Origin of the sequence: Comamonas koreensis, assembly GCF_014076495.1 — a bacterium.
Taxonomy (GTDB): Bacteria; Pseudomonadota; Gammaproteobacteria; order Burkholderiales; family Burkholderiaceae_C; genus Comamonas; species Comamonas squillarum.
In genome coordinates this window covers 2780762-2804613 of record NZ_CP043575.1, presented here as the reverse complement: position 1 = coordinate 2804613, position 23852 = coordinate 2780762, and the positions used below count along the sequence as shown (strand labels likewise).

General features: G+C 60.5%; 31 protein-coding genes. 11 read left to right on the top strand and 20 right to left on the bottom strand.

Annotated elements, in window-relative coordinates; translation table 11 throughout:
• The first annotated feature begins 9 nt into the window (after window positions 1-9).
• The 3 genes from F0Q04_RS12705 to F0Q04_RS12695 all read left to right on the top strand — a co-directional run bounded on the left by F0Q04_RS12705 (window position 10) and on the right by F0Q04_RS12695 (window position 3302).
• Window positions 10-1830 (top strand): peptidase M14, encoded by a 1821-nt coding sequence (locus F0Q04_RS12705; protein WP_182341051.1) that lies wholly within the window; start codon window positions 10-12, stop codon window positions 1828-1830.
• 70 nt (window positions 1831-1900) lie between these two features.
• Window positions 1901-2284: a fluoride efflux transporter CrcB gene (crcB, locus tag F0Q04_RS12700; RefSeq protein ID WP_116927422.1), complete on the top strand. Its 384-nt coding sequence runs from the start codon at window positions 1901-1903 to the stop codon at window positions 2282-2284.
• Window positions 2285-2438: 154 nt separating this feature from the next.
• On the top strand, window positions 2439-3302 hold the full coding sequence (locus F0Q04_RS12695; protein WP_116927352.1) for a TIGR00730 family Rossman fold protein: 864 nt from the start codon (window positions 2439-2441) through the stop codon (window positions 3300-3302).
• A 90-nt stretch (window positions 3303-3392) separates the two neighbouring features.
• Here F0Q04_RS12695 and F0Q04_RS12690 read toward each other — a convergent pair whose 3' ends face one another.
• The 5 genes from F0Q04_RS12690 to F0Q04_RS12670 form a co-directional block, all read right to left on the bottom strand.
• Window positions 3393-4094 (bottom strand): ABC transporter ATP-binding protein, encoded by a 702-nt coding sequence (locus F0Q04_RS12690; protein ID WP_116927423.1) that lies wholly within the window; start codon window positions 4092-4094, stop codon window positions 3393-3395.
• 8 nt (window positions 4095-4102) lie between these two features.
• Window positions 4103-4870, bottom strand: a complete 768-nt coding sequence (gene livG / locus F0Q04_RS12685; protein WP_182341048.1) for a high-affinity branched-chain amino acid ABC transporter ATP-binding protein LivG — start codon at window positions 4868-4870, stop codon at window positions 4103-4105.
• 37 nt (window positions 4871-4907) lie between these two features.
• Complete coding sequence (locus tag F0Q04_RS12680) at window positions 4908-6140, bottom strand: high-affinity branched-chain amino acid ABC transporter permease LivM (protein WP_409935194.1); 1233 nt, start codon at window positions 6138-6140, stop codon at window positions 4908-4910.
• Window positions 6137-7060, bottom strand: coding sequence for a high-affinity branched-chain amino acid ABC transporter permease LivH (livH, locus tag F0Q04_RS12675; RefSeq protein ID WP_116927424.1), 924 nt, complete (start codon window positions 7058-7060; stop codon window positions 6137-6139). The genes F0Q04_RS12680 and livH overlap by 4 nt, the downstream gene beginning before the upstream one ends.
• Window positions 7061-7149: 89 nt before the next feature.
• On the bottom strand, window positions 7150-8274 hold the full coding sequence (locus F0Q04_RS12670) for a branched-chain amino acid ABC transporter substrate-binding protein (RefSeq protein WP_116927355.1): 1125 nt from the start codon (window positions 8272-8274) through the stop codon (window positions 7150-7152).
• 719 nt (window positions 8275-8993) lie between these two features.
• On the opposite strand from F0Q04_RS12670, the gene F0Q04_RS12665 reads away from it, so the two are divergent.
• Window positions 8994-9203 (top strand): hypothetical protein, encoded by a 210-nt coding sequence (locus tag F0Q04_RS12665; protein WP_133248208.1) that lies wholly within the window; start codon window positions 8994-8996, stop codon window positions 9201-9203.
• 163 nt (window positions 9204-9366) lie between these two features.
• On the opposite strand, the gene F0Q04_RS12660 is transcribed toward F0Q04_RS12665, so the two are convergent.
• Window positions 9367-9546 carry a hypothetical protein gene (locus tag F0Q04_RS12660; protein WP_182341045.1) on the bottom strand — a complete coding sequence of 60 codons (180 nt, stop codon included), beginning with the start codon at window positions 9544-9546 and terminating at the stop codon, window positions 9367-9369.
• Window positions 9547-9974: 428 nt separating this feature from the next.
• Here F0Q04_RS12660 and F0Q04_RS12655 point away from each other — a divergent pair, with 428 nt between their 5' ends.
• The 4 genes from F0Q04_RS12655 (at window position 9975) to F0Q04_RS12640 (ending at window position 12678) form a co-directional block, all read left to right on the top strand.
• Complete coding sequence (locus F0Q04_RS12655; protein WP_116927358.1) at window positions 9975-10193, top strand: hypothetical protein; 219 nt, start codon at window positions 9975-9977, stop codon at window positions 10191-10193.
• An 871-nt stretch (window positions 10194-11064) separates the two neighbouring features.
• Entirely contained in the window at window positions 11065-11403 is a 339-nt protein-coding gene (locus F0Q04_RS12650) for a hypothetical protein (protein WP_133248210.1), read from the top strand.
• 92 nt (window positions 11404-11495) lie between these two features.
• Window positions 11496-12041: an endonuclease V gene (locus F0Q04_RS12645; protein WP_116927362.1), complete on the top strand. Its 546-nt coding sequence runs from the start codon at window positions 11496-11498 to the stop codon at window positions 12039-12041.
• A gap of 313 nt (window positions 12042-12354) precedes the next feature.
• On the top strand, window positions 12355-12678 hold the full coding sequence (locus F0Q04_RS12640; protein ID WP_182341042.1) for a helix-hairpin-helix domain-containing protein: 324 nt from the start codon (window positions 12355-12357) through the stop codon (window positions 12676-12678).
• A gap of 841 nt (window positions 12679-13519) precedes the next feature.
• On the opposite strand, the gene F0Q04_RS12635 is transcribed toward F0Q04_RS12640, so the two are convergent.
• Window positions 13520-14359, bottom strand: coding sequence for an alpha/beta fold hydrolase (locus F0Q04_RS12635; protein ID WP_182341039.1), 840 nt, complete (start codon window positions 14357-14359; stop codon window positions 13520-13522).
• 907 nt (window positions 14360-15266) lie between these two features.
• Between F0Q04_RS12635 and F0Q04_RS12630 the strand changes: the two genes are divergently transcribed.
• The 3 genes from F0Q04_RS12630 (at window position 15267) to F0Q04_RS12620 (ending at window position 17393) form a co-directional block, all read left to right on the top strand.
• Window positions 15267-15704: a LexA family protein gene (locus F0Q04_RS12630; RefSeq protein ID WP_182341036.1), complete on the top strand. Its 438-nt coding sequence runs from the start codon at window positions 15267-15269 to the stop codon at window positions 15702-15704.
• A 7-nt stretch (window positions 15705-15711) separates the two neighbouring features.
• On the top strand, window positions 15712-17013 hold the full coding sequence (locus F0Q04_RS12625; protein WP_182341033.1) for a Y-family DNA polymerase: 1302 nt from the start codon (window positions 15712-15714) through the stop codon (window positions 17011-17013).
• Window positions 17014-17159: 146 nt separating this feature from the next.
• On the top strand, window positions 17160-17393 hold the full coding sequence (locus F0Q04_RS12620) for a hypothetical protein (protein ID WP_182341030.1): 234 nt from the start codon (window positions 17160-17162) through the stop codon (window positions 17391-17393).
• A gap of 6 nt (window positions 17394-17399) precedes the next feature.
• Here F0Q04_RS12620 and F0Q04_RS12615 read toward each other — a convergent pair whose 3' ends face one another.
• The 13 genes from F0Q04_RS12615 to F0Q04_RS12555 form a co-directional block, all read right to left on the bottom strand.
• Complete coding sequence (locus tag F0Q04_RS12615) at window positions 17400-18062, bottom strand: SOS response-associated peptidase (RefSeq protein ID WP_182341027.1); 663 nt, start codon at window positions 18060-18062, stop codon at window positions 17400-17402.
• 142 nt (window positions 18063-18204) lie between these two features.
• Entirely contained in the window at window positions 18205-18567 is a 363-nt protein-coding gene (locus F0Q04_RS12610) for a Gp49 family protein (RefSeq protein ID WP_182341025.1), read from the bottom strand.
• The gene (locus F0Q04_RS12605) at window positions 18548-19099 is read right to left on the bottom strand and encodes a hypothetical protein (RefSeq protein WP_182341022.1); all 552 of its coding nucleotides are present in this window, start codon (window positions 19097-19099) and stop codon (window positions 18548-18550) included. Before F0Q04_RS12605 ends, F0Q04_RS12610 begins: the two co-directional genes overlap by 20 nt.
• A complete protein-coding gene (locus F0Q04_RS12600; RefSeq protein ID WP_232539328.1) occupies window positions 19096-19398 on the bottom strand; it encodes a DUF6527 family protein in 303 nt (100 codons plus the stop codon). Before F0Q04_RS12600 ends, F0Q04_RS12605 begins: the two co-directional genes overlap by 4 nt.
• Window positions 19399-19406: 8 nt before the next feature.
• Window positions 19407-20003 carry a glycoside hydrolase family protein gene (locus F0Q04_RS12595; RefSeq protein WP_232539327.1) on the bottom strand — a complete coding sequence of 199 codons (597 nt, stop codon included), beginning with the start codon at window positions 20001-20003 and terminating at the stop codon, window positions 19407-19409.
• Between the two features lie 32 nt (window positions 20004-20035).
• Window positions 20036-20419, bottom strand: a complete 384-nt coding sequence (locus tag F0Q04_RS12590; protein WP_182341014.1) for a holin — start codon at window positions 20417-20419, stop codon at window positions 20036-20038.
• A gap of 54 nt (window positions 20420-20473) precedes the next feature.
• A complete protein-coding gene (locus tag F0Q04_RS12585) occupies window positions 20474-20794 on the bottom strand; it encodes a hypothetical protein (protein ID WP_182341011.1) in 321 nt (106 codons plus the stop codon).
• A complete protein-coding gene (locus F0Q04_RS12580) occupies window positions 20787-21095 on the bottom strand; it encodes a hypothetical protein (protein WP_182341008.1) in 309 nt (102 codons plus the stop codon). The genes F0Q04_RS12585 and F0Q04_RS12580 overlap by 8 nt, the downstream gene beginning before the upstream one ends.
• On the bottom strand, window positions 21092-21643 hold the full coding sequence (locus F0Q04_RS12575; protein ID WP_182341005.1) for a hypothetical protein: 552 nt from the start codon (window positions 21641-21643) through the stop codon (window positions 21092-21094). The genes F0Q04_RS12580 and F0Q04_RS12575 overlap by 4 nt, the downstream gene beginning before the upstream one ends.
• A gap of 3 nt (window positions 21644-21646) precedes the next feature.
• Complete coding sequence (locus F0Q04_RS12570; protein WP_182341002.1) at window positions 21647-22276, bottom strand: hypothetical protein; 630 nt, start codon at window positions 22274-22276, stop codon at window positions 21647-21649.
• Between the two features lie 104 nt (window positions 22277-22380).
• The gene (locus tag F0Q04_RS12565; protein ID WP_182340999.1) at window positions 22381-22899 is read right to left on the bottom strand and encodes a hypothetical protein; all 519 of its coding nucleotides are present in this window, start codon (window positions 22897-22899) and stop codon (window positions 22381-22383) included.
• A gap of 1 nt (window position 22900) precedes the next feature.
• Window positions 22901-23407, bottom strand: a complete 507-nt coding sequence (locus tag F0Q04_RS12560) for a hypothetical protein (protein WP_182340996.1) — start codon at window positions 23405-23407, stop codon at window positions 22901-22903.
• A complete protein-coding gene (locus F0Q04_RS12555) occupies window positions 23404-23850 on the bottom strand; it encodes a hypothetical protein (protein WP_182340993.1) in 447 nt (148 codons plus the stop codon). The genes F0Q04_RS12560 and F0Q04_RS12555 overlap by 4 nt, the downstream gene beginning before the upstream one ends.
• Between the last annotated feature and the right edge of the window lie 2 nt (window positions 23851-23852).

The following is a 23852-nucleotide window of genomic DNA, read 5'->3' as shown; positions in this document are numbered from 1 at the left end:
GGCCCTGCCATGACGCTTCTGCTCTCCCACACCCTCAACCGCACGCTCAGCCAATGGATGGCTGAGCGCTTGGCCCATCCGCAGCCCGAGCTGGCATGGCAGCTCTGGTGTTTTGAAGGCGTTGATGCACGCCGGGCGGCTGAGCAGCAACTGGCCAAGCACGGCATCCGCGCCCGCATTCGCAGTGCCTACAAGCCGATGGTACATGCGGTGCTGGAAGACCTAGACACCACCGGGCTGCAAAGCCTGCAGCTGCACTATCCGCTGCATGCGGATGCGGCGCCCAACCGTTTTATGCTGGAGGCCTACCCGCTGGCCGCCATGCTGCCACACGGTGTCGATCTGCAGATGGCCGCCGGCCAGCACAACAGCAACTACACCCTGGCGCTGCGCTACCAGGATGGGCGCACACAAAGCCTGCAGGTGTTCGCGCCCAACCGGGCTTTCCAATCAGCGCACGGCAGCAGCGGCATCACCCCCTGCGGCTGGCAGCAGGCGCATGACGCCCAAGGCCGCACCGTGCACGATGCCGCCCTGCTCACGGACTACGAGGCAGCCTATAGCCAGGCCATGCAGGCCATTGAGCACCATGCCTGGCCCAAGACCGAGCCCTTCTTTGGCCGTCTGCATATCGCCATGCAACTGCCCGGATTTGAACAAGCGATTGCCGGCACCGGCGAGACCATGAGCACGCCCGAAGCCATGCACGAGGACCTGTATTTCTCGCTGCTGGAACATTTTCAAAAGCTGTCCGGGCGCGCAGCCGGTGACCGCCGCCTGCAACCGGGCCAGATCGTGCCGGACATCCAGATCGCCGCACAGTCCCATCCGCTGGAGCTGACAACGGTCGGCTTGCAGATCCGCGCACTCGCGCTGAGCGAGCCCCTGCCCGAGGTGGAAGAAGGCCTGCCAACCGCTACCTATAGCCCCCACAGCTTTGCCCAGGCCGATGCGGCCGCAGCGCAGCTGCAGCGCGCGCCGAGCCTCACCCAGATGGATGCGCTGGTCCAGCCGCTGTTTGATGCCTATGGCAGCGCCTGCCAGGGCCAGAGCGTGCAGGGCCGCCGCATAGCCGCCACCTACAAAAAGGGCAGCGAGCATCCGGTGGTGCTGAGTGGCGGCCAGCATGCCAATGAGATATCAGGTGTGACAGGCGCCTTGCGCGGCGCGCTGGCACTGGCGCAGCAGGCGGACAGCCACTTTGCCTACATCCCCGTCGAGAACCCCGACGGCTATGACCTGCACCAGTGGTACTGCCGTTACGCCCCCGAGCAGATGCACCATGCAGCACGCTATACCGCGCTGGGCGATGACCTGGCCTACCGCGACCATGCCCCCTGGTACGAAGGCGCACTGCGCCGTGATGCGATTGCCGCCAGCGGCGCGCAGCTGCACCTGAGCCTGCATGGCTATCCCGCCCATGAATGGACGCGCCCCTTGTCCGGCTATGTGCCCCAGGGCTTTGACCTCTGGACCATTCCGAAGGGCTTTTTCCTGATTCTGCGCTACCAGGAAGAGTGGCAGCCGCAGGCCGAAGCGCTGGCCGAGCGGGTGGCGCAGGCCCTGCTGCAGGTGGCGGGCTTGCCGGAGTACAACCGCCGCCAATTGGCGCTGTACCAAAGCCATTCCGGCCGCCAGCCGTTTGAGCTGCGGCATGGCACACCCTGCACGATGCAGGTCGACAACAACAGCCTGACCCCCGTGAGCCTGATCACCGAGTTCCCGGACCAGACGGTGGTGGGCGATGCGCTGGTCTTTGCGCATACTGTGCAACGCGCTGCGGTGCTGGCCGCCTATGCCGCCTGGCAGGACATTGTGCAAACGCGCTGAGCTGGGAAGCATCACTGGCGTGGCACCGATTTTTCACGCAGTGCAGCTGCGCCCTGCTAAGCTGCCTGCCATGTGGAATGTTCTTGGCATATCGATTGGCGCCTGCCTGGGCGCGCTGGCACGCTGGCAACTGGGCCGCTGGCTCAACCAGCCCCATGCCTTGCTGCCCTGGGGCACCTTGGCGGCCAACCTGGGGGGCGGCTACGCCATTGGCCTGCTGGTGGCGCTGTTCCAAAACGCACCGGGCATCGACCCGGTCTGGCGCCTGGTGCTGATCACCGGTTTTCTGGGCGCCCTCACCACCTTTTCCAGCTTCTCTGCCGAGACGGTATCGATGCTGCAGGCCCAGCGCTACGGCCTGGCGCTGTTGCAATGCAGCCTGCACCTGCTGGGCTCGCTGGCGTTGACGGCCCTGGGCCTGGCGACCGGCCAGGCGCTGTGGGGTGGGCGCTAAGAATCCTTAAGGCGTATTTTTTAAGGCATTGCCGCGAGTGCATGCCCAAATCGCTCTATATTCAGTAGCAGCGCAGGCCCCGCTTGCGCTGTTTGTGTTTTTTGTGAACGCTGGTGCCTGCCGGGCACTGGCATTGTGAAAGCTGGAGAAGACCATGGACGCCAACACCCAACTCGACGAACAAGTCATGGCGCATGACTGGAACCTGTTCGGTGCCGACATACCTGCAGAGCAGGCGGCCAAGCGCGACTCTTACCGCCTGGCTTTTGCAGACCCCGAGTTTCTGAGCCGCCGCGAGACCCGCTCGATCCGCTTTCAACTCGAGATGCTCAAGCCCGACCTGGAGCTGACCGCCCAAGGCATCAACAACACCGTCGTGGTGTTTGGCAGCGCGCGCTTTGTGGCGCCTGAAGAGGCTGAGCTGCTGCTGGCGGCCGCCCAGGCCCAGGGCGATGCGCAAGCGATTGCCGTGGCGCAGCGCGCCATGGCCACCAGCCGCTACTACGACGCCGCACGCCGCTTTGCACGCCTGGTGGCCAAGTTCAGCGAAACCCAGAAGCTCGAAGACCGCCTCTACATCTGCACTGGCGGCGGCCCCGGCATCATGGAAGCGGCCAACCGGGGCGCCTCCGAGGAGCACGCACCCAATGTCGGCATGAACATCACCTTGCCCCATGAGCAGTCGGGCAACCGCTACATCACGCCGGCGCTGTGCTTCAAGTTCCACTACTTTGCGCTGCGCAAGATGCACCTGATGATGCGCGCGCGGGCCCTGGTGGTGTTTCCCGGCGGCTTTGGCACGATGGATGAGCTGTTCGAAGTGCTCACCCTGGTGCAGACCCACAAGGCCAAGGGTGTGCCCATTGTGCTGTTTGGCGTGGACTACTGGTCGCGCATGCTGAACTTCGATGTGATGATCGAGTACGGAACCATCTCGCCCGAGAACGTCAAGCTCTTCCACATCACCGACGATGTGCATGAGGCCTGCCGCATCATCCAGGCCTACTACCAGCGCTAACGCAGCGCCCAGGCATTAAAAAACCGCTCCTGACCATGCAGCCAGGAGCGGTTTTGCTTTGGGTAGTGGCAGCGTCTGCCGCTGCGCCGATCAGCCGCCCAGGTAGGCCTTGCGGATGTCCTGGTTGCGCAGCAGGTTGACCCCGCTGTCTTCCAGCGTGACCTTGCCGGTCTCCAGCACATAGCCCCGGTCGGCGATCTGCAGCGCCTGGTTGGCGTTTTGCTCGACCAGGAACACGGTCACGCCCTGCTCACGCACGGCCTTGATGATCTCGAAGATCTGCGCAATGATCAGCGGCGCCAGGCCCAAGGTGGGTTCATCGAGCAGCAGCAGGCGCGGCTTGCTCATCAGCGCCCGTCCAATGGCCAGCATCTGCTGCTCGCCGCCCGACATGGTGCCGGCGCGCTGCTCGGCACGCTCCTTGAGGCGGGGAAAGAGCCCGTAGACATAGTCAATGCCGTGCGCAATCTCCTGCTTGTTCAAGAAGAACGCGCCCATCTGCAGGTTCTCCATGACCGTGAGGTCCTTGAAGACGCGCCGGCCTTCGGGCGAGATCGCAATGCCCTTGCGCATGATCAGGTGCGAGGACTGCCCCACCAGCTCTTCACCCTCGAACTTGATCGAGCCCGTGGTGGCGCAGGGATTGCCGCAGACGCTCATCAGCAACGTGGTCTTGCCAGCGCCATTGCTGCCGATCAGCGAGACGATCTCCCCCTCATTGACATGCAGGCTCACATCGTTGACTGCACAAATCGCACCGTAATGCGTGCTGATATTCTTGATTTCCAACATCGGCTGCATCAGGACTCTCCCAGGTATGCCTTGATCACGCGTTCGTCATTGCGAATGACCTCCGGCACACCCAATGCAATCGGCTTGCCATACTCCATCACCAGGATGCGCTCGGACACCCCCATCACCAGGCTCATGTCATGCTCGATCAGCAGCACCGTCACGCCGTACTCGCGGCGCAAGCGGTCGATGAGGTGCTGCAGCTCCACCTTCTCTTGCGGGTTCAGGCCCGCTGCAGGCTCGTCGAGCATCAGCAGCTTGGGCTTGGTGATCATGCAGCGCGCAATCTCCAGCCGGCGCTGGTGGCCATAGGCCAGGTTGCCCGCCTCGCGGTTGGTGAAGGCGCGCAGGCCCATCACATCCAGCCAGTGGGCCGCTTGCTCCTTGGCGTGCTCTTCGGCCGCGCGGTAGGCCTTAGTCTTGAACAGGCCCGAGAGCAGGTGGCGCTTGATCTGCTGATGCTGGGCCACCAGCAGGTTCTCCAGCACGGTCATGCCCTTGAACAGGCGCACGTTCTGGAAGGTACGCACCACGCCGTGGTTGGCCACCTCATGGCTGGCAAGGCCGGCAATCGACTGCCCGCCCAGCGACACGGTACCGGCCGTGGGCTTGTAGAAACCGCTGATGCAGTTGAACACGGTGGTCTTGCCCGCACCATTGGGGCCAATGATGGCGAACACCTCCTGCGGCTTGACATCGAGCGCGACCTGGTCGACCGCGAGCAAGCCGCCAAAGCGCATGCACAGGCCGTCGACCTTCAGTATGCTTTGACTCATAAACACTTCTCCCTGTATGCGTTTTCCGTGTTTACGGTCATTGCTTCAACTCTTCATGGTGGCGCTTCATCGGGAACAAGCCCTGCGGACGCCAGACCATCATCAAGATCATCACCAGGCCGAAAATCAGCATGCGGTATTCCGAGAACTCGCGTGCCAGCTCAGGCAGCACCGTGATCAGGATCGCGGCCACGACAACGCCGATTTGCGAGCCCATGCCGCCCAGCACCACGATGGCCAGGATCAGGGCCGACTCGATAAAGCTGAACGACTCGGGGCTGACAATGCCCTGGCGCGCGGCAAAGAATGCGCCGCCAAAACCGGCAAACATGGCGCCCAAGGTGAAGGCCGAGAGCTTGATCTTCGTGGGGTTCATGCCCAGTGAGCGGCAGGCGACTTCGTCTTCACGCAGCGCTTCCCAGGCACGGCCAATGGGCATGCGGATCAAACGGTTGCTGATCCACAAGGTGACCAAGGCCAGGCCCAGCGCCAACAGGTAGAGGAACACCACCATGTGCATGGTGTTGAACTCGATGCCCAGGAACTGCTGCAGGGTCTGCGCACCCTCTTGCGAGGCCGAACGGGTCAGCTCAAAGCCCAGGAAGGTGGGCTTGGGAATGCTCGAGATGCCGTCCGGCCCGCCGGTGAAGTCCACCAGGTTGACCAGCAGCAGGCGGATGATTTCGCCAAAGCCCAGGGTCACGATCGCCAGGTAATCGCCGCGCAGGCGCAGCACCGGAAATCCCAGCAAGAAGCCGAACAGGGCAGCGGCTGCGCCGGACAGCGGCAGCGCTTCCCAGAACGACCAGCCGGCCCAGTGGAACAGCAAGGCATAGGTATAGGCGCCCACCGCATAAAAGCCGACAAAGCCCAGATCGAGCAGACCGGCAAAGCCCACGACGATGTTCAGGCCCAGGCCCAGCATCACATAGATCAAGGCCAAGGTGGCAATATCGACCGCGTTGCGGCCGCTGAAAAACGGCCAGGCAATGGCCGCCACAATCACCAGCCACATGAGCGTCATGCGCATGCGGGCGCTGACCTCGGGCAGTCGCGGCGCCTGCACCCGTGCCATATGCTTGCCCAGCATCGGCTTGACCAGCTGCAGCACCAGCACGATGACAAAGCCCCAGATCACCAGGTTCCAGTGCGGCTCAATGTAGTTCTGGCCGCCCTTGCGCTCCAGGTGCAGGCCAAAGATGGGGACCACCACCAAAGCGGCCAGCACGGCCGAGATGATGGCGTTCTTGATGTTCGCTTTCACCATCAGACTTTCTCCACTTCAGGCTTGCCCAACAGGCCCGTGGGGCGGAAGAGCAGGATCAGCACCAGCAGACCGAAGGCGACGATGTCCTTGTACTCGGACGAGATATAGGCGGCAGCCATGGTCTCGGCCACGCCCAGCAGCACGCCGCCCAGCATCGCACCCGGAATGCTGCCGATGCCGCCCAGCACCGCCGCTGTGAAGGCCTTGATGCCCGCAACAAAACCGATATACGGGTTGAGCTTGCCGATCGCCAGCGCAATCAGCACGCCGCCCACCGCAGCCAGCACCGCGCCCAGAATGAAGGTGAACGACACCACCTTGTTGGTGTCAATGCCCAACAGATTGGCCATCTGCATATCTTGCGAGCAGGCGCGCGAGGCGCGGCCCATGCGCGAGTGGCGGATGTAGAAGGTCAGCGCGGCCATCAGCACCACGGCAACTACGATGATCAAGATGCGGGTGTAGGGCACAAAGACCTCGAAATCACCCATGTGAAAGTTGAAGGCACCAGGCAACAGCGAAGGCACCGCCATATCACGTGCGCCCTGGCCCAGGGCCACCCAGTTTTGCAAAAAGATTGACATACCAATGGCCGAGATCAGGGCCACCAGACGGGGGCTGCTGCGCAAGGGCTTATAAGCCACCTGCTCGACCACATAGCCATAGACACCGGTGAGCACCACCGCTACGAGCAGCATGGCACCGATCACCACAAAGACCGGCAGCCCGCTTTGCGTGCCGATGGCCGACAAGGTCACCAGGCCGATATAGGCCGCAATCATATAAATCTCGCCATGGGCGAAATTAATCATTCCGATAATTCCATACACCATCGTGTAGCCAATGGCCACCAGCGCGTAGATCGCGCCCAGTGACAGACCATTGAACAACTGTTGTATGAATTGGGGCAAAAAATCGTTCATACCGTACCAACCCAATTCCATTGGCGCTTGTGGCCGCCAAAATAAAAAAGCATGGCTCTATGTTTTAGAGCCATGCTTTTGCCAAACACTTACTTGGTTGCAGGCGACTTGCTGCCGTCCTTGTGCCAGCTGAACACCTGGAAGTCGTAGGACTTCAGGTCACCCTTGGCATCCCAGGCGAGCTTACCCAGCGGGGTTTCAAAAGTTGCGGTATGCAGGTGCTTGGCCACCTTGGCGCCATCATTGCCCACGGCCTTGATCGAGTCAGCAATGACTTGGACTGCGGTGTACGAGCCCATCTGGAACGAGCCGGAAGGATCGCGCTTCTTGTCCTTGAAGGCCTTGACGATGGCGGCGTTCTTGGGGTTGGAAGCGAAGTCCGCAGGCAAGGTCACCAGCATGCCTTCAACAGCCGGGCCGGCGATGGCGTTGATTTCAGGGTTGCCCACGCCTTCTGGGCCCATGATGCGGACCTTCAGGCCTTGCTCAGCCGATTGGCGCAGCAGCAGGCCCATCTCTGGGTGGTAGCCGCCGTAGTAGACAAAGTCCACACCGGCGCTTTTCAGCTTGGTGATCACGGCAGAGTAGTCGCTGTCACCGGCGTTGATACCTTCGAACAGCGCGACGTTCACGCCGTCGGCCTTGAGCGTGTCACGCACGGCCGTGGCAATGCCCTGGCCGTAGGATTGCTTGTCGTGCAGCACGGCAACCTTCTTGGGCTTGACGTTCTGGGCAATGAACTTGGCAGCGAAAGGACCTTGCTGGTCGTCACGGCCAATGGTGCGGAAGATCGAGCTGAAGTTCTTGCCTTCGGTGAGCGCTGGCGACGTGGCCGACGGAGTCACCACCACCACACCTTCGTTGTTGTAGATGGGCGCCGCAGCAATGGCAGCGCCCGAGCACACGGGGCCGACCACGTAATGGATCTTGGCGTTGACCACGCGGTTGGCGGCCACTGGGCCTTGCTTGGGCTCGCAGGCATCGTCAACGATCACCGCTTCGAGCTTGTTGCCATTGACACCACCGGCTGCATTGATCTGCTCGAGCGCCGTATCCACACCCTCCTTGACCATGTCGCCGTACTGGGTCAGCGGACCCGTCGCAGGAATGACCACACCAATCTTGATATTTTGAGCCTGGGCGGCGCCAGCGAGCATGCTGCCGGCCAAACCAAATGCAACCACCATCGAGTTGAGGCGAAACGGTACCTTCATATCGGAATCCTTTTTTTAATCAAGCTATGGATCGCAATCATTGCCAATAGAGCAACTATCAAATGCGATGCGGAGACAGCATATAGGTCTAACCAACTCTCACAAGAGGGATGCCAAGGATTGCCAAATATGTCACGTATGTGCTAGCAGACAGTGACCTTTGCACCTATGCGAGGCATCCATCGGCATCTTTGCACCAAATGTGTGCAAATACCGCTAAAGCCACCGCAAGCGGTGGTTGAGACCTTCTACATTTAAATGCATTTAGTGCACCTATAAGAAGGACCCGCGCCCTCCCCGGCATCTGCAGCGTGCTCAACCCTCCCCTGGCCAACCGCCCAACGGCTATCATCAAGCCCAGAGTACAAGCACGCCATTGCGAGAGGCAGCATTGTGCGCGAAAAATCCTGCCGCGCGCGCATTCTGACCAGTCCAAACACATCCACAGCCCGCCAAGATCGGCAACGCGCACCGAGTTCACAGGTTTTTTTGTTACATCCGCAATCAAAAATCGCCACCCTTACGGTCGCCTAGAGCGTGGCCAACCACCCAGAAATCGGTAAACACGCTTGATGCACATGGGCTTATATTGCTGCCCGAACCTAACGGTATGTGAATGTTTTTATTGGGTGATTCTTTAACCATTGCTAACTCAAGCAAAAACTGCTTGCACAATGTCAATCACGTATAGAGAATTGTTCAACATGAAAGAGATTAGGTTGATCAATTCCAAAGGCAGCGGCGCGGACAACGCCGTGGCTGCCTCTGCCTGGCTGCCCGATGACGTCCACCATCGCCAGCAATTCCTGGAACTGCTGGAGCAGGCCATTGCTGACGGCGGGCCAGGCACCTACCTGCTGCAGACCCGTGGCCACCATGTGCTTACGGATATTCTCTACCCCAACCGGGCGTTTTGCACGCCAGCCTAAGCGCTGCGGGCTTTGCGCGCTGGCCGCTTATACCGGTTGGCGGCGCCGGGGTCATGTCTCCCTGCAGCATCGCTGCGCAAAGGCAAGCGCCTATGCGGTTGCCCCAGCACCGCTTTCACTGCCGAGACTGCCAGATTTTTTGGCTGCACGCTCCGGTTTGGCGTCAGTCACCCACTACCACCCCAGCCGCCGCCAGCTTGGCGGCCAGCACATCGCGCCGGCGCTCAGCCTTTGCAGCAGTCGCCATCGCAGCACGCATGGCCTGAGGCCCTTTGAGCGATGCGATGCGCACCAGGGCCGTTTTCTGGTTGACCTCGGCCACCAGCTTTTGGTAACTGGCCATCAACGCAGCATGTTCTTGGGAAGGGACCACCGCTTTTCCTTGTCTTTCGAGAGCCGCTATTGTCGGGCGAAATGCCTTGTCCCCGCGCCCAGCGGCTACTCCCCCGCCCTGCGGCATGACCTGTATGACAGCCGCCTACTCCCTCCCGGCCGCAACGCAACCTCGGATTGTGTTGCATGGCAACCAATGCGCCTGCGTGCGCTCCGGAACCGGTTACAGTGGGGCATAGCATCAGGAGGATTCCATGGCCACCCAAGCGCAACGCAACTGCAGCCCGGACACGCACGCACATGGATACGCGCTTCAAGTACCAGCCGCTCCTTGACGCACGCAGCAGACTTGCCCGTCCCCTCTCCGCCCCGATTTCCTTTTGATTGCCGATGGCGCATGACTGCGGTCATCTCGCCCGTGCACACCGCTTGAGCTTTATGAAAACCATCGACGAAATGCTGAGCCTGGAGCTGCTCACCCATGCCCAACATGGCGAGATCAGCGCCTGGATTGACCAGTCCAACTCCCCCGAAGAAATTCTGCAGATGCCTTCGAACCTCTGGCAGGCCATTGAGCGCGCAAGCCTGGCCATGGGGGTCAATGACGATCTTTTGCGACCTCCTGCTCTGGATGCGGGAAGCTTGTTGCTGGGTTGAAATTTTTTGCCGAGCGCAGCGTTTGGTGCAGGCACGAGCTGCCGAGGGATCGGTGCCAGCCTTCAGGCTTGCTAGGCCCCATGAAGGACCACCATTGGCATGGATTCGACAAATGGTGAAGTGGTTCAGGTGGGCCAAGTGGGCCAAGTCGATCCAGTGGGCCCACTGGGCGAGATGGCATTGGGATGGCCAGTCCGGCCGGGCAATTCCGTCCAAGGGGTGTGAGCCCGATGATGTTGCATCGCAAGCTCACATGCTGACACGCTTGCCCTGACAGTTGTTGATGGTACCAAGACCGTCCTGCAATTGGTCTAGCTTATGATTTTATGAATATAGGGAGGTGCTAGAACGAAGTATGAGCTAGTCATCGCTTGAGAGCCGGCTGAACGCAGGCTCTTTTTTTTGCGAACCAAGGGAATACCCTTGCAAAATCGTTTTATATCAATCTATAGAATATATCTAACGATTTTGCCGGATTCATGCACCATCCTCCCTCCCTCTCTATATTTGCATGAACATGCCTGAGCGATCAGGAACGGCTTTTTTCAGCGCCTCGGGCCACCTTCGGGTGGCCTTTTTTTGGGACTTGGTGGCGAGCTGCAGCGGTGATCGTCCTTAATATACGTCCATCGTGGCCGTCTCTTGCCCGCGGGCAGCTTGCGGATGCCTTTCGCACCAGTTGCGCACCAAGACAAAGAGAATTTCCGCTGCAGCGCTCAGCCCGGATGGCCGTAAACTGCCTGCGTCTTCAGAACACCAGGTGTCCACCATGTTGTCCCGGCTTACTTTGTCACTCTCATGTGTATTATTCACATATGCAGGTCTGTCCCACGCCAGTCCCGCCTCACAAGAAGCCTTTGCCTGGAAGACCTTGAAGATCAAAGCCATGATCTGCAAGGAAGAATATACGATAGGTCGCCTCCAGGCGAACCAGGGTGAGACAACACCACAACAGGCTTACAGCGATTTCCTGGACTGCCGAACTGCAGTCTTGCAGGCATCCAAGAACGTCTACCAAAAAGTGCTCGGCAAAGCCAAGGGGAGCGACGCCAAGAAGGCCGTGAAAGACTACCAGGTGGCATTCATGACCTTTCTGGACGGCATCGATCCCCAAGCGGAAGAAACAAAATACGCGTACGCGCTGCGCCTCTCCGCCTTGGAAAGCAAGCTCAGCACGGCTAAGCAGCGCCTGGATCTGGAATTGGAATAAGCGATGGGCTCGCTCCTCACTGCAGCCCCCACGAAGACTCGAGTCATGCAAGCCATCAGCAGAAGTGGCGGCTCAGCCAGGGAATCCGCACCATGATTGCGATTCTGGATGTCCACTACCAGGGCCAAAAGGCGCAAGCCGCTTGCGTCACTGCGAGCGATTGGTCATCACCAGCCGCCCTGCACCACTACCTGGCCCATATCGAAGCCATACAAGACTATGAACCCGGGGCGTTTTACAAGCGTGAGCTGCCTTGTCTGCTGAGTGTTCTGCAAACGCTACCCGCACTGCCCCAAGCCATCGTCATCGACGGCTATGTGTGGCTGGGCGACGAAAAGCGTGCGGGGCTGGGCGCCCACCTCTACGAGGCACTGGATGGCGCTGCGCCAGTCATCGGCGTTGCAAAGACCGCGTTTCATGGTGTGGCGTCTTGCCCGGACGTGGTTCAGGTGCGCCGCGGGCAATCGCAGCGCCCCCTGTTTGTGACAGCCGTAGGCGTCAGCCCTCAATTAGCCAGTGCCCGGGTCTCGCGCATGGCGGGCGCGCACAGAATCCCATCACTGCTGGCCCTGACCGATCAGCTCTCCAGGTCTGGCAGCATGGATGGTCAACTGCAGGCGAACCACAGGCCTGCTTAGGAAGCGCTCTGGCCTGTGCCGCACGTGTGGCAGAGGTGCTTGGCCATTGGTGGGCCGAGGCCCTATAGTTGGCAATCCTGCTTGGCCGGCACCCCAGGACCCGGCACGGAGTCGTAGCGAGCGATACGACGCTAGATATCCTCCAGTGCAGACCTCGGCACACCCCTTCTTTTTGCGTTGACATTGACAGAATCACTATTTTCAGTGATACCAATTGTTACGCGCTCACTCTATGCTTCAAACTCCGCAGCCCTTCACTTCCCAACGCACCCGGGCTGCGGCGTTTCAGTTCTACATTGTTGGATGGCTAGAGATGAATACCAGCACTGCACACCCATCGCTCCATGCGGCTACGACCTTGCAAGGCTTGCTACCGCCTCATTTGTGGCGAGTGCTTGCAAGAAATGGCATTACCACCATTGAACAGGTAGCCCAGAGCTACCCGGAAAAGCTTTTGCAAATGCCCAGCGTGGGCCCCAGAACCTTCAGAAAAATAGAGGAAAGCCTGTTTCCAGGCGAGCGCTATGCGCCTCCCCAGCAGCCGAACATTGCGCAGGCCGATCTGGACCAGGCACCCAGAGCCCTGCCTTTTTTCAGACGCACCCAGAATGCACTGAGGCGGCACGATCTCAAGTAGCCAAGGCTGGGCCGGGCTAAGGGCCATGGGAGACCTTGCGACGATCTTTGCGTTCGCGCCTCATTCGCCTCCAAAGGGTGGTGACTGCATGTCACCATCCCAACCGCAGCCTCGAATGCTGCCGCAGCAATAAGGCTCCGCAACCCCGGCATGACAGATCCCTGCCTGCTATGGCATGGAGGGTACGCCCATCCACCGCCTGGTGTCGCTTTTGAATAACGGCCAATATCCGTCGCACGGCGACCGCGCCCAAGCGCCCAAACAGATCGCTTTTCCACCATGCACACGGCACCCAGCCTAGCTGCAGGCCCAGCTGCGGGCTAGGTGAGACCTATCCACAGAGTTTCAAAGAGTTACATTGCGCTTCACACCAGAGACAAACTCCCGGCCAATCGCTTGCATAGGATCATCTCAAGTCATGGGGCTGGTTGACCTACCAGCCCTTTGCACAGCTCCCTCCCGCCCGTAACCCTGCGGGCATTCAAGCCACCCCAGCCGGTGGCTTTTTTTTACGCGCCCCATCTCCAGTTATTCACTGCATACGCATTGCGGAGCACGCCCGAAAATTGCGGAAGGGAACGCAAGAAAAGCCCTCGCGCGATGCACGCAAGGGCTTGATTTTTAAAGTTTTATTCGGCGGAGTGTGCTATTTTTTCAATCCGCGAGCTACGGTTTACGCCCGCGCCTTCAACCCATCCAAGCCACTGCCAGTTCGGGCAAATAGATCACGGTTTTGGCTGGAGACTGGCATTTGCCAATCCCTCTTTGGCAGTCATTTAACGGCCTTAGATTAACTCGCCATCCGCCTCTAACCTCCGCCAATCCCAGCGATTGACGTTAGTCAGCCTCGCTTCATAAAGCTGATCAGGGCCTGATTGAACTCAGCTGCATGCGATACATTGCAACCGTGCGGGCCTCCCTTGATGAGGTGCAACTCGCAACCTTTCACCAGTTGGTGCGTATGATGGCCGCTCACTTCAAACGGTACGATGGCATCACTGTCACCGTGCAACACCAAGGTGGGGATGGTGATCTTTCTCAGGTCTCCCCGAAAATCAGTGCGCGAGAATGCATGCCTGCAATCGAGCGTGGCTTTAGGTGATGCCAACGTAGCGATGGCATACGCGTAAGCACGTTGGGCTTCACTGACTGCCAGCTTTCCGCCTTTGGGGGTGAAAAAATCATGGGTAAATTTTTCCAAGAAAGCCAGGCGGTCAGCGCGGATGGCTGCGTCCTTCTCCGCAATGGCCTCTTCTGTCACCGGGCCTTCTGGGTGGTCGTCTGTCTTGAGCAGGTACGGGGTGACAGCCGCCGCGAACACGGCCTTGGCAATACGCTTGCTGCCATATAAACCCAGGTAGCGGGCCACTTCTCCACCCCCCATAGAAAAGCCGACCAAGGTGACATCTTGGAGCGTCAGGGCGTCGAGCAAAGCCTCGAGATCTTGGGCAAAAGTGTGGTAGTCATAGCCAGACCAGGGCTGCGAGGACTCTCCGAATCCTCTGCGGTCATACGTAATGACGCGGAATCCAGCCTCAACCAGCGGCAGGATCTGCGCTTCCCAACTACGGCCACTGAGCGGCCAGCCATGAATAAGCACAACCGGTTTGCCTTGGCCATAGTCCTGGTAGTGGAGGCGAACCTCTTGATTGTCAGCGGATGGAAGTGTGATGTGCGGCACGTATAACTCCTGTCAGACCGTGAATCGACAGCTTCACTGTCCCAAATTCTGATGACGAGGCCTGTCAGGGATAGCTGATACGCCTGTGGGTAGATACCGAAAACGGAGGCGTAAATGCAGAAGGACTACCGCCACACACCCACTGGCTTTCTGATTAACGCGGGTCCGTACTTGCCGCCAATGCCTGCCGCGCCGCCGCCGACTTTGAGCAACGCTTGATGGGCTGAGCAAATCATCCGGGACACTGGGGCAAGCTCTGCTGGCTGACTCCTTCTAGGCCGCCGCGCCCTACTTGGGCGACCGCATTGCCGATACCGCGCAGCAGCAATTCCCTTATCTCCGCGGCCAGGTGGCGAAAGCCCTTCGGGTCATCCTGCGTTTGCATCAGGCTGAAAGATCTTGGAGTCGATGAACCTTCAGGCAAGACCAGTGCCGAGCGCTACACCGAGCATGGCTCGTGGCGACACCAAGCCACCACCGAACGACACACCGATGGCATCATTTGCCCGGTACCGCATAGGAGACATGTCTTGTTTCGCGCCAGACAAACGAAAAACCCTGCTACCTATGAGATAGCAGGGTTTCCTTGTTATATATGGTGGGTCCTGCGAGATTCGAACTCGCGACCAACGGATTAAAAGGCCATTGCTTTATCTTTTAAAAACAATGGCTTGCCAAAAATTTAGTTCCGCAAAAGAGAGCGCGAACCACTGCGCAACCTATTGTTTTACAACATGCTGAAAAGCGTTTGCGGAACACTTTTGGCTGCATTCAGCTCCTACAGTGAGCCGGGCCCTGCCACCGCTGCAGGCCTCTCCGGCCCCCTGTCTCCCATGACAAATCGCTACTGAATTGAATCAATAGAAAGTGTTGAAGGCGTTATCTTCCTTTCAGATATACTGTATGCATGCACAGTACTTTTCAGCCTAACACGCCGATCTTGGTGTCCGCTGCCCCGCTCTCAATCCTGCGGGCCGAAGGGTCTGTGCGCGCAGGCTTCCCCTCGCCAGCTGAGGACTTTGCCGTCACCCGGCTAGACATAGGCGCCCTGCTCGTTAAGCACCCGCAGGCCACCTACCTGCTGCGCGTGGCCGGGCCGTCCATGCGCGAGTTCGGCATTGATGATGGCGACCTGGTCGCGGTCGACCGGGCGCTGCAGGCCCGCCACGGGTGCATAGTCGTGGCCGTCATCGAAGGGGAGTTCACGGTCAAGAAGCTGTTCAAGGCCGCCGGCATGGTCAAGCTCAAGGCCGGCAACCCCACCTACCCCGACATCACGCCCAAGGAAGGTCAGAGCCTGGAGATTTGGGGCGTGGTCACCAGCTGCATCAAGATCTTCGCGTGAGGCAGCCATGTATGCACTTATCGACGGCAACAACTTTTATGTGAGCTGTGAGCGGGTATTCAGGCCGAGCCTGCAGGGCCTGCCTGTGGTGGTGCTCAGCAACAACGACGGCTGCGCCATCGCCCGATCGGATGAGGCCAAAGCCTTGGGCGTCAAAATGGGCCAGCCCTTCTTCCAACTGCAGCACCTGGTCGAGCTCAAGGGTTTAGTGTGCCTGTCGGCCAACTTCGAGCTGTACGGCGACATGAGCGACCGCATGATGACGCTGGCCGCCGGGCTGGGGCCCCGGCAGGAAATCTACTCCATTGACGAATCCTTCATTGGCGACCTGGCCGGCGTGCGCGATCTGAACCGCCGTGCATGGGCCGTGCGCGCGCGCATCCTGCAATGGGTCGGTATACCCTGCTGCATAGGCCTGGCCCCCACCAAGACCCTGGCCAAGCTCTGCAACCATGTGGCCAAAGACTCAGAGCGCAAGCCCGGCAGCTACCCGGCCGAGCTGGCCCGGGTTTGCAACTGGCAGGAGATGCCGCCCGCCATGCGTGAGGATGTGCTACGCCGGACCATGGCTGGCGATGTCTGGGGTATCGGCCGGCGGATCGCTGTTCAGCTGGCAGAGCGCGGCGTTGTCACCGCGCTCGATGTCTCCCGCATGCCGGGGCCCATGGTGCGCAGCAACTGGGGTGTCGTGCTCGAGCGCACCGTCCGCGAGCTGCAGGGCATCAGCTGCATTCCGATGGAGCTGGCACCGCCGCCCAAGAAGCAGATTGCGTGCACGCGCAGCTTTGGCCATGGCATCAATGAGCTCGAGCCCCTGCTCGAAGCCGTCAGCGAGTTCGCCACGCGCGCAGCCGAGAAGCTGCGCAAGCAGGATCTGCGCGCCGGCGCCCTGCACGTCTTCGCCCATACCTCACCCTTCCGGCCAGGGCCCAGGTTCTACGGGCAGACCACCACCCAACTCGTTCCCCCCACCTCCGACACAAAAGCCCTAGTGCGCGCTGCGCTGGGCGGCATGCACTCGATCTACCAGCCGGGCTTTCGCCTGGCCAAGGCCGGCGTGATGCTGATGGACCTTGCCGAAAGCCGCCATGAGCAGCACGACCTGCTCGCCGCCGCAGACGTTGGCCGGGATCAAAGCCGCCTCATGGAGGCCATGGATCGGGTGAATGGCCGGTTCGGCAAAGGCACGGTGCACGTTGCCAGCACGGGCTTTGCCTCCCAGGACGAAGCGGGATGGCGGATGCGCCAGGAGCGGCGCACGCCCCGCTACACCACCAACATCGACGAAATCCCCATTGCAAGGTGCTGATATGCAGAGCCAGCAGTTTGATTTTTGGACATGCCCGCCTGATACGCTCCCGCCTCAGGAACAACAGGTGATGCACATAAAGCTACGGCAGGTCGCCCCGCCGCCCCCCATGACTACCGCTGAACTCCAGCGCCTTTACAGGAGCCTTGAGCCAGATGTACCTTACTGACCGCGAAAAGACCGTTGTCTCGCTCTGGCGCCTGTGGCGCAAGAACATGCGCGACCTCAATGATGGGTGGTTCCCCTATTACGACTCGGGCAAGCAGATCCACCTGTTTTTCGAGTACCTGCAGGCTGACCAGCCGCACCTCCTGGACATGCCCCGGATGGATCCGTACCAGCAGGTGAAGGCGTGGGTTTTGCAGGACCTGGAAATTTAAGCCCGTTCAGGTCTGGACTGGCCCGGCCGCGAACACTTCGAGCGGTGCCAGCCTCAGCAGCGCCTGCGCGTCCTTGATCGAGCCTTCCAGCCACTGGTCCACGTCGGCCAGGTCAATCGGGATCACGCTTCGCTTGTCCTGCTTGTCAGCTGCGAGCTTCGGGTCTGGCTTGTGCATGCGATTCATCAGGGGGTGCTCATCCGCGTTGAGCGTGAGCATGGTGTAGCTCTCGATCAGCTCGCCGGTCGCTGGATCCTTCCAGGTGTTCCACAGTCCCGCCAGGCCCCACGGGTCGCCATCGGCCCGGGCAAACCTCCACCACACGTTTTTCCCACTCTCCCAGTTAGGCTCATCAAAAGTCGTCGCCGGGATGATGCAGCGCTGGCCGCGCTTCCACGGGTCTTTGAAACTGGCTTTGTCCGCGACTTCCTCGGCCCGGGCATTGTTGGTGCTGTACTTGATGTCCGGCGTCTTGCTGAACCAGGGGATCAAGCCCCACCGTCCCACTACCAGCTCCTTGCTATAGCCAGGATCATCCACGGCACGCCGGATGAATCCGCCCGCTGAGCGCGGAAACACATCACGGCCGCCCAGCCCAAGCTGCCTGGGGTTCAGCCGCCAGTACTGCTGGATATAGCCTTCGTCTGGGGAGTGGTAGCGATTGCACATTGGAGCCTCCTAGCGCCAAGGTACAGGGGCACGCATCCGGCCGGTGTCATCCGAAACCCTATCTGAAACGAAAAAAGAGCCTCCCCAGTGCCGTAGTGGCGCCGGGGAGGCTCTTTCTATTTCTGGCTGCGCGCCTGGTTGCTTATTCAGAAGCCTCGGCTGCCAGCTGGTCCCGCAGGCGAAAGCCCAGCAGCTCCCAAACTTTCTCCACTGCCTGTGCCCGGGCGTCTTGGCGACCACGACCTGCCTTATGCGCGGCTGGGTCGATTGCGCCATGGTTGATGCCAACCACCTTGGTGCCATTGCGCAGGATGAGAACGCAGATGTTCAACATGTCCAGCGGGTGACCGGCTGGCACTGGAGGCTGAAATTCATCTGGCACGACGCCTGTTGCGCCGTTGATGTACCACTCGCTAGCGATCTCTGCTTCAACGTCCGCTGGCGTCACGCGTGCGGCAGTCTTGCCCTTGGCCAGTATTGCTTGTTCAATTGCTTGGTCGTTCATACTTCTCCTGGGTTGCACCGGCTGCCGGCCGGCTCGGGGTCTTGGGCCACGCCTCCTGCATCAATCGCGCATCAGCAGCGTGCCCTTCAGCTTGGCGCGCGATTCCTGCACCACCTTCTGCCAGTCTTCCACCTGCAGCTGCCATTGCTTCGAATACGGCTGTGCAGGTTGTGGCGTACTCTGCGAGGGCGGGTCGGGCAGCGTCAGTGATCCGCTGGGGAAGCTTGGCGAAGTCGCCGCGCAGCCCTGCAGCAGTGCCGCGCACATCAAGAATGAGAGTGCCCAGCTCTTGCTGCGCTTTGGCATTGGCGCTGTTGCCAGCTTGGAAGTTGGAGAGAGCATCGGTAAATCCTTTTTGAAAGCCAGCCATGTCGCCCAGCACCTTCTGGGCTTCTTTCAGATCCTGGGTAGTCGCATCAAGCTTCAGCTCGGCGATGGTCTTGCTGGCCTGCCAGCCTTTGACCACCCAGCCGGATGAGAAGGCCAGCGCGGCGATGATGGCCGCCAGAATGAGCTTGATTTGCGGGTTCATGGCGCCACCCATTCAGTCCACTCTGGCAGCGCCACCGTTTGGCCAGCCAGCTCATGGGTGCAATCGCCCAGAAACTGGATACGGCCATCCGTCACAAAGGAATGGCACACAGCAGGCGGGGCGCCATCTTGACCGGCATCCGCGCCCGGGTAGGTCACCAACACCGATGGCGTAAGCGTCGGCTTCTCCAGGGAGCCATTCCAGCCCCAGTTGGGCCCGAAGTCGCTGCCGTGCTGGACTGCGTGCGAGGTTTTGCACCCCGGGCACTTAAAGCGCAGCAACTCATCGTCTTGTCGCATCACTGGTTTCATAGCCCCACCTCGCAGATCTCGCCATTGGCATCGCCCCGCGCCTGCAGGCCCGGCAGCACCACAGACACTCCATTGACCGTGCCACGGTTCCAGCGCGGGTTCTCACGGCATGCACCCACCACATCGCCCGCATTGGCCTTGCGCAGCAGGGTCGAGGTGTACAGCGCGCCCTCGCCCTTGTTGTGGATGAAGTCGATGAACACAGCCTGTTGCAGCGGGGTGTAGGTGGTCCAGAGACGGAACATGCTCATGGCAGTGCGCTCGGCCGCCAGGTAACGGATGCGCTCCAGGTCGTAGCAGTCGGCCGGCGTGTAGTACCTACCAGCCACCACGGCAAGGCCAGTGATGCCGTTGCAGACCGTCAGCGGCTGACCCTTGCCCAGTTTGTCCACGTAGGGGGTGCCAATGTGCCGGTAGCTGCTCTCGTAGTAGCTGCCCATCACCATGGCAATCTTGACTGCCTCGGATGTGCCTGAGTCAGCAGCCACAGCCTGGATGTACTGATTCTGGTCAACCATGGCCTGGGCAGCTTCCTTGTCGCGCTCGACTGCCACGTAGCCGCCACCGCCTGCAGTCAGAACAGCCAGAGCCATCAGGCCAGAACGCAGGGCATCAGGTATGCGGCTCATGACAGCGCCCCCAGATCCGTATCGCCGCTGGGCGGCAGCTTGATGAAGTCCGCCCAGTTCTCGCCCAGTTGCGCAATCAGGTACGACTCAGAGTGCTTGGCTCGCATATCCATCACCCAGCTGATGTGCAGGCGCCGGGCTTGCTCGTCGTCGCGCTTGGCGCGCAACGCCTGGCGACGGTCCTCCTTGCGACGGTAGTGCCGGTTCATCAGATAGCCGGCCACACCCAGCACCAGACCAGACAGCGCAACCAGCTTGTCCAGCGTCATGGTGCCGAACAGGCTTAAAAACCAGGCTGCGTAAACGTTGAGCTTTGCGCCCAGCGCTTGCAGCCATGGGGTTGCCACATCGGTTGTGGATTCGTGGATTTGGTTGGCCATGGATCGCATGATCCCGGGCCCAGCCCCTTGCGTCTAACCCTACGCGGGGGAGGATCAGATAACTATCTCCGCCGCAGCGATGAACATCTCGTCCAGAGCATCGTCACTCAGACCAAGCGCAGCTGCTGCCTTGGTCAGAAACGGCGAGTCGAATCGGCGCCAGGTGCTGGTGTGGTTCCACGCCAGGTCGGCCCACATCGCCTCTTGATCGTTGGTGATCCCAGCCATGTAGTCGAGAACGCCCTGTGTGAGGCCCTGTAACCCCAGGATCGCCCTGCCCTGCGCCCGGCTGATCTCTGCTGGCACGCGGGCGCGGCGCTCGTCTTCGGCAATCTGCTCGGCCGTCTTGAGCTGGCCCCAGTCGATATTAGGCATTGGGCACCTCGTCGGTAGGCAATGGCACGCGGCCATCTGCTGGGTTCAGGATCGGCTGCGGGAAGGCACAGCTCTCGGGCGCATCCCAAGCGATGGGCAGCAGCAGTGTCAGATGCAACTCGCCTCCCTGGCGGCGCACATCGCAGATGATGAATTCGCAGTCCACTGCAGCCGCCGGCAGAACAGCACCTTCAGCCAGAGGCGCAAAGTCAAACTGCTCGCCGTTGATCGTGAGCTTGTCACCGGACTTGAGCACTTCCAGAGCATCTGGGCGTACTTGAGGGGAGAGATTGATTTTCATTCGAACCACCGTCCAATAGCGATCATTTCGACGTAGAAATTTTCAGAGGAAGCGCTTGCTCGAAACAGCTGAAAAGTCCCTGATTGGCTTGTGCTGCCTTTGGAGGCTGCCGCAGCCCAGCAATGATTTGCTGCACCGTCAAATTTATGACCTATGTAGATCTCGCGAGGAATGCTAGAGAAGGCAGCCGCCCAACTGTATGGGCCCAGCGCCGCCCCGTTTACGAATACTGAACCTGCAGCTCCTGAGATTGAAGTGACAGCAGAGGATCTAGAGCAAATCTGCCATCCACTTGCAAACCGGATGAATTCCCCATTCGCGTTACTTCCGGTTTGAAAAATCGCACCAGTGGGAACACCCCCAGACTGAGAAACGGTGCCCAATATGGCCGCGACTGCTGCAGCGCCCAAGCCCAAATTGCTCCGTGCTGCCGCCGCAGTCGTGGCGCCCGTGCCGCCATTGGCCACTGGCAGAAAATCTCCAGCAACCCACTCGCGCAGCTCTGCGCTATTGCCGCCGGCTGCTACCGCTTTAAGGGGTGTAGTCATAGGTCATCCCTTGTAGAAAATATGGAACCGCGCTGGGCGCCCAGAGACTGCTGCGCTGGCGGAGGGTGTTACTGCGGCTCGAAGATTCGTCGCGCTTACGCTGAATGCCCATTGAGAATCGGCATAGATGCTGTTCACGCCGATCCAATGCCCAGCAGTGGAAAAAACCATGCCTTGAACGCTCAGAATGTCTGCCTGCACCAAGCCATGGACAACAAGGTCAACACCAACAGTGCTGCTGGTCATCGTGGTATCTATCGTCTTGGACTTGATGACCAGTGACTGCTCACCCAGCACTGCACCTGCAGAGAAGGTCTGCACGCCCAGCCAGTTCCGGGCCGAGCCAAGCAGCCAGGTCAGCAACGCCTGCACCGTCAGCTTGAAGGTAGATGAGCCCCGGCGCACCGGCCAGAGGTCGGTCACCTGTGGAGCTACGCCATCCGCGAACCCGCTGAAATCCACATCCAGCTTGCCGGATAGGTCCACCGGATCGGGCGGGGCTGGATCCTGCGTCAGCAGCCAAACGGCTGCATTGGCCGCCGCCACTTCCGCGCTTGTGCCATTGGCAAAGACCACCATGGCTGGACCCGCGCTGCTCACCGCCACCTCCCGCACAGTCACGCCGTCGGCCATGCGCACTGGCACCAGCCGCGTCGGCGCCACGACGGCATCCCCGGCAGGCAGCTGCCTCGGGATTCCCCCGCTGAGGACGAGTGGCTTACGGATGCCCATGAGCTTTACAGAATCTGGAAGCCGTAGTCGTCAGTGCGCAGCTCAGTCGCGCTCGTGGCCGTGCCCAGCATCTGGTTGACCTTGTTCACGTTGCCGACATCAGTGGCATCCAGCGGGGTCAAGGTCACATCGCCGGCTGTGCCCAGCCAGTAGTCGTTCCCCAAGGTGAGGCCAGTCAAAGCGGTGTTGGCCACATCGAGCGGGTAGATGGTCGCATTCGCGGCCGAAGCCACTGCAGCCAGCACAAACCCGTGGGCCGGCCGGTTGTTGGAGTTGTCGGCCAGGCGTGCCTTGAGGGTGCCCGCGTCAGAAAACAGGTTCACGAACTTGCCCGTGCCCAAGGCCTCGAACGCCGGAGCGATCTTGGTATTGGCGCCGATGCCCGCTGGCATCATGCTCATGTCGAGCTTGCCCGCGCTGTCCAGCGCCGGGATCTTGCCCGCGTCTGTGGCCCCCGCCGAAGTGGCGATGCCCATAATCTGCTTTACCTTGCCGCCCACCAGGGCCAAAAAACCTTGTGGCATATCACACCTCGATTGGATCGTTAATTGAAAGATTGATGCTGGTCGCAGTGGCTGCAAAGCCGATCAGCACAGAGAAGCCGCTGGTAGGCGGTGTTTGGGTAAGCTGCCCGTTGGCGCCCAGGTAGACACGGCCAAAGGCCCAAGACCAGCCCGAATCTGTCACCGTGCCGCTGCGCTGCACTGAAATCTGGGCGCCGGCCTGGCCCGCAGACACTGCCAGCCCCAAGATGGCAAAAATGTTGTCGCCATCCGTCTGGCCCAGTGGATACACAAGGCCTGCCCGGTCATACAGCACGCGGTTGGCGCTGATGGTCTGGCCAGCGGTGCGCGTCACGTATTGATCGCCGCCCCCCCCGGGCGGGCCCGCAGGACCAGGTGGCCCCTGCTCACCAGGCGCGATCACCACATGGGTGACCTCTTCCCGGTCCACCACCACATGGCTTTGCTCGGGCGTCACCAGGATGCTGCCGGGCTGCAGGTCGAACACAACAGAGGAATCGCAGTTCATCGCGTGCCCTCAGGATTCAGGCTCCAGGAGATCTCGGCCGCGCGCGTCACATCGCCATTAGGGTGCACCACCTCCAGTTGGCCAACAGCAGTGCGCCAGCGCGTGGGCGGAGACTCGCCATAAGGCAAGCCAGCGGTAGTCGCGGCGTCCAGGAAAAAAGCAATGTGCCCATCACCCAGAGACAGGTCGATCCGGCCGTTCTCGGTGGTCAGCTCCAGCAGTACATCAGGTGCAAGCACATCGGAGCGCAGCTGCAGGCGCGCCTGGCAGCCCGTCAGGTCCACCGGCATCAGGTCAGAGTCGGGAACAGGCCGGCCGGTCTGCGCGTACACCAGCTTTCCGTTGAGGAGCTTGGTGGGATAAGGCGCAATGCACCACCGGAAGCGACGCCGGAACGTCGCTCCCTGGTAGATCGTGTAGCAAAGGTGGGCCGGTTCTGTCATGT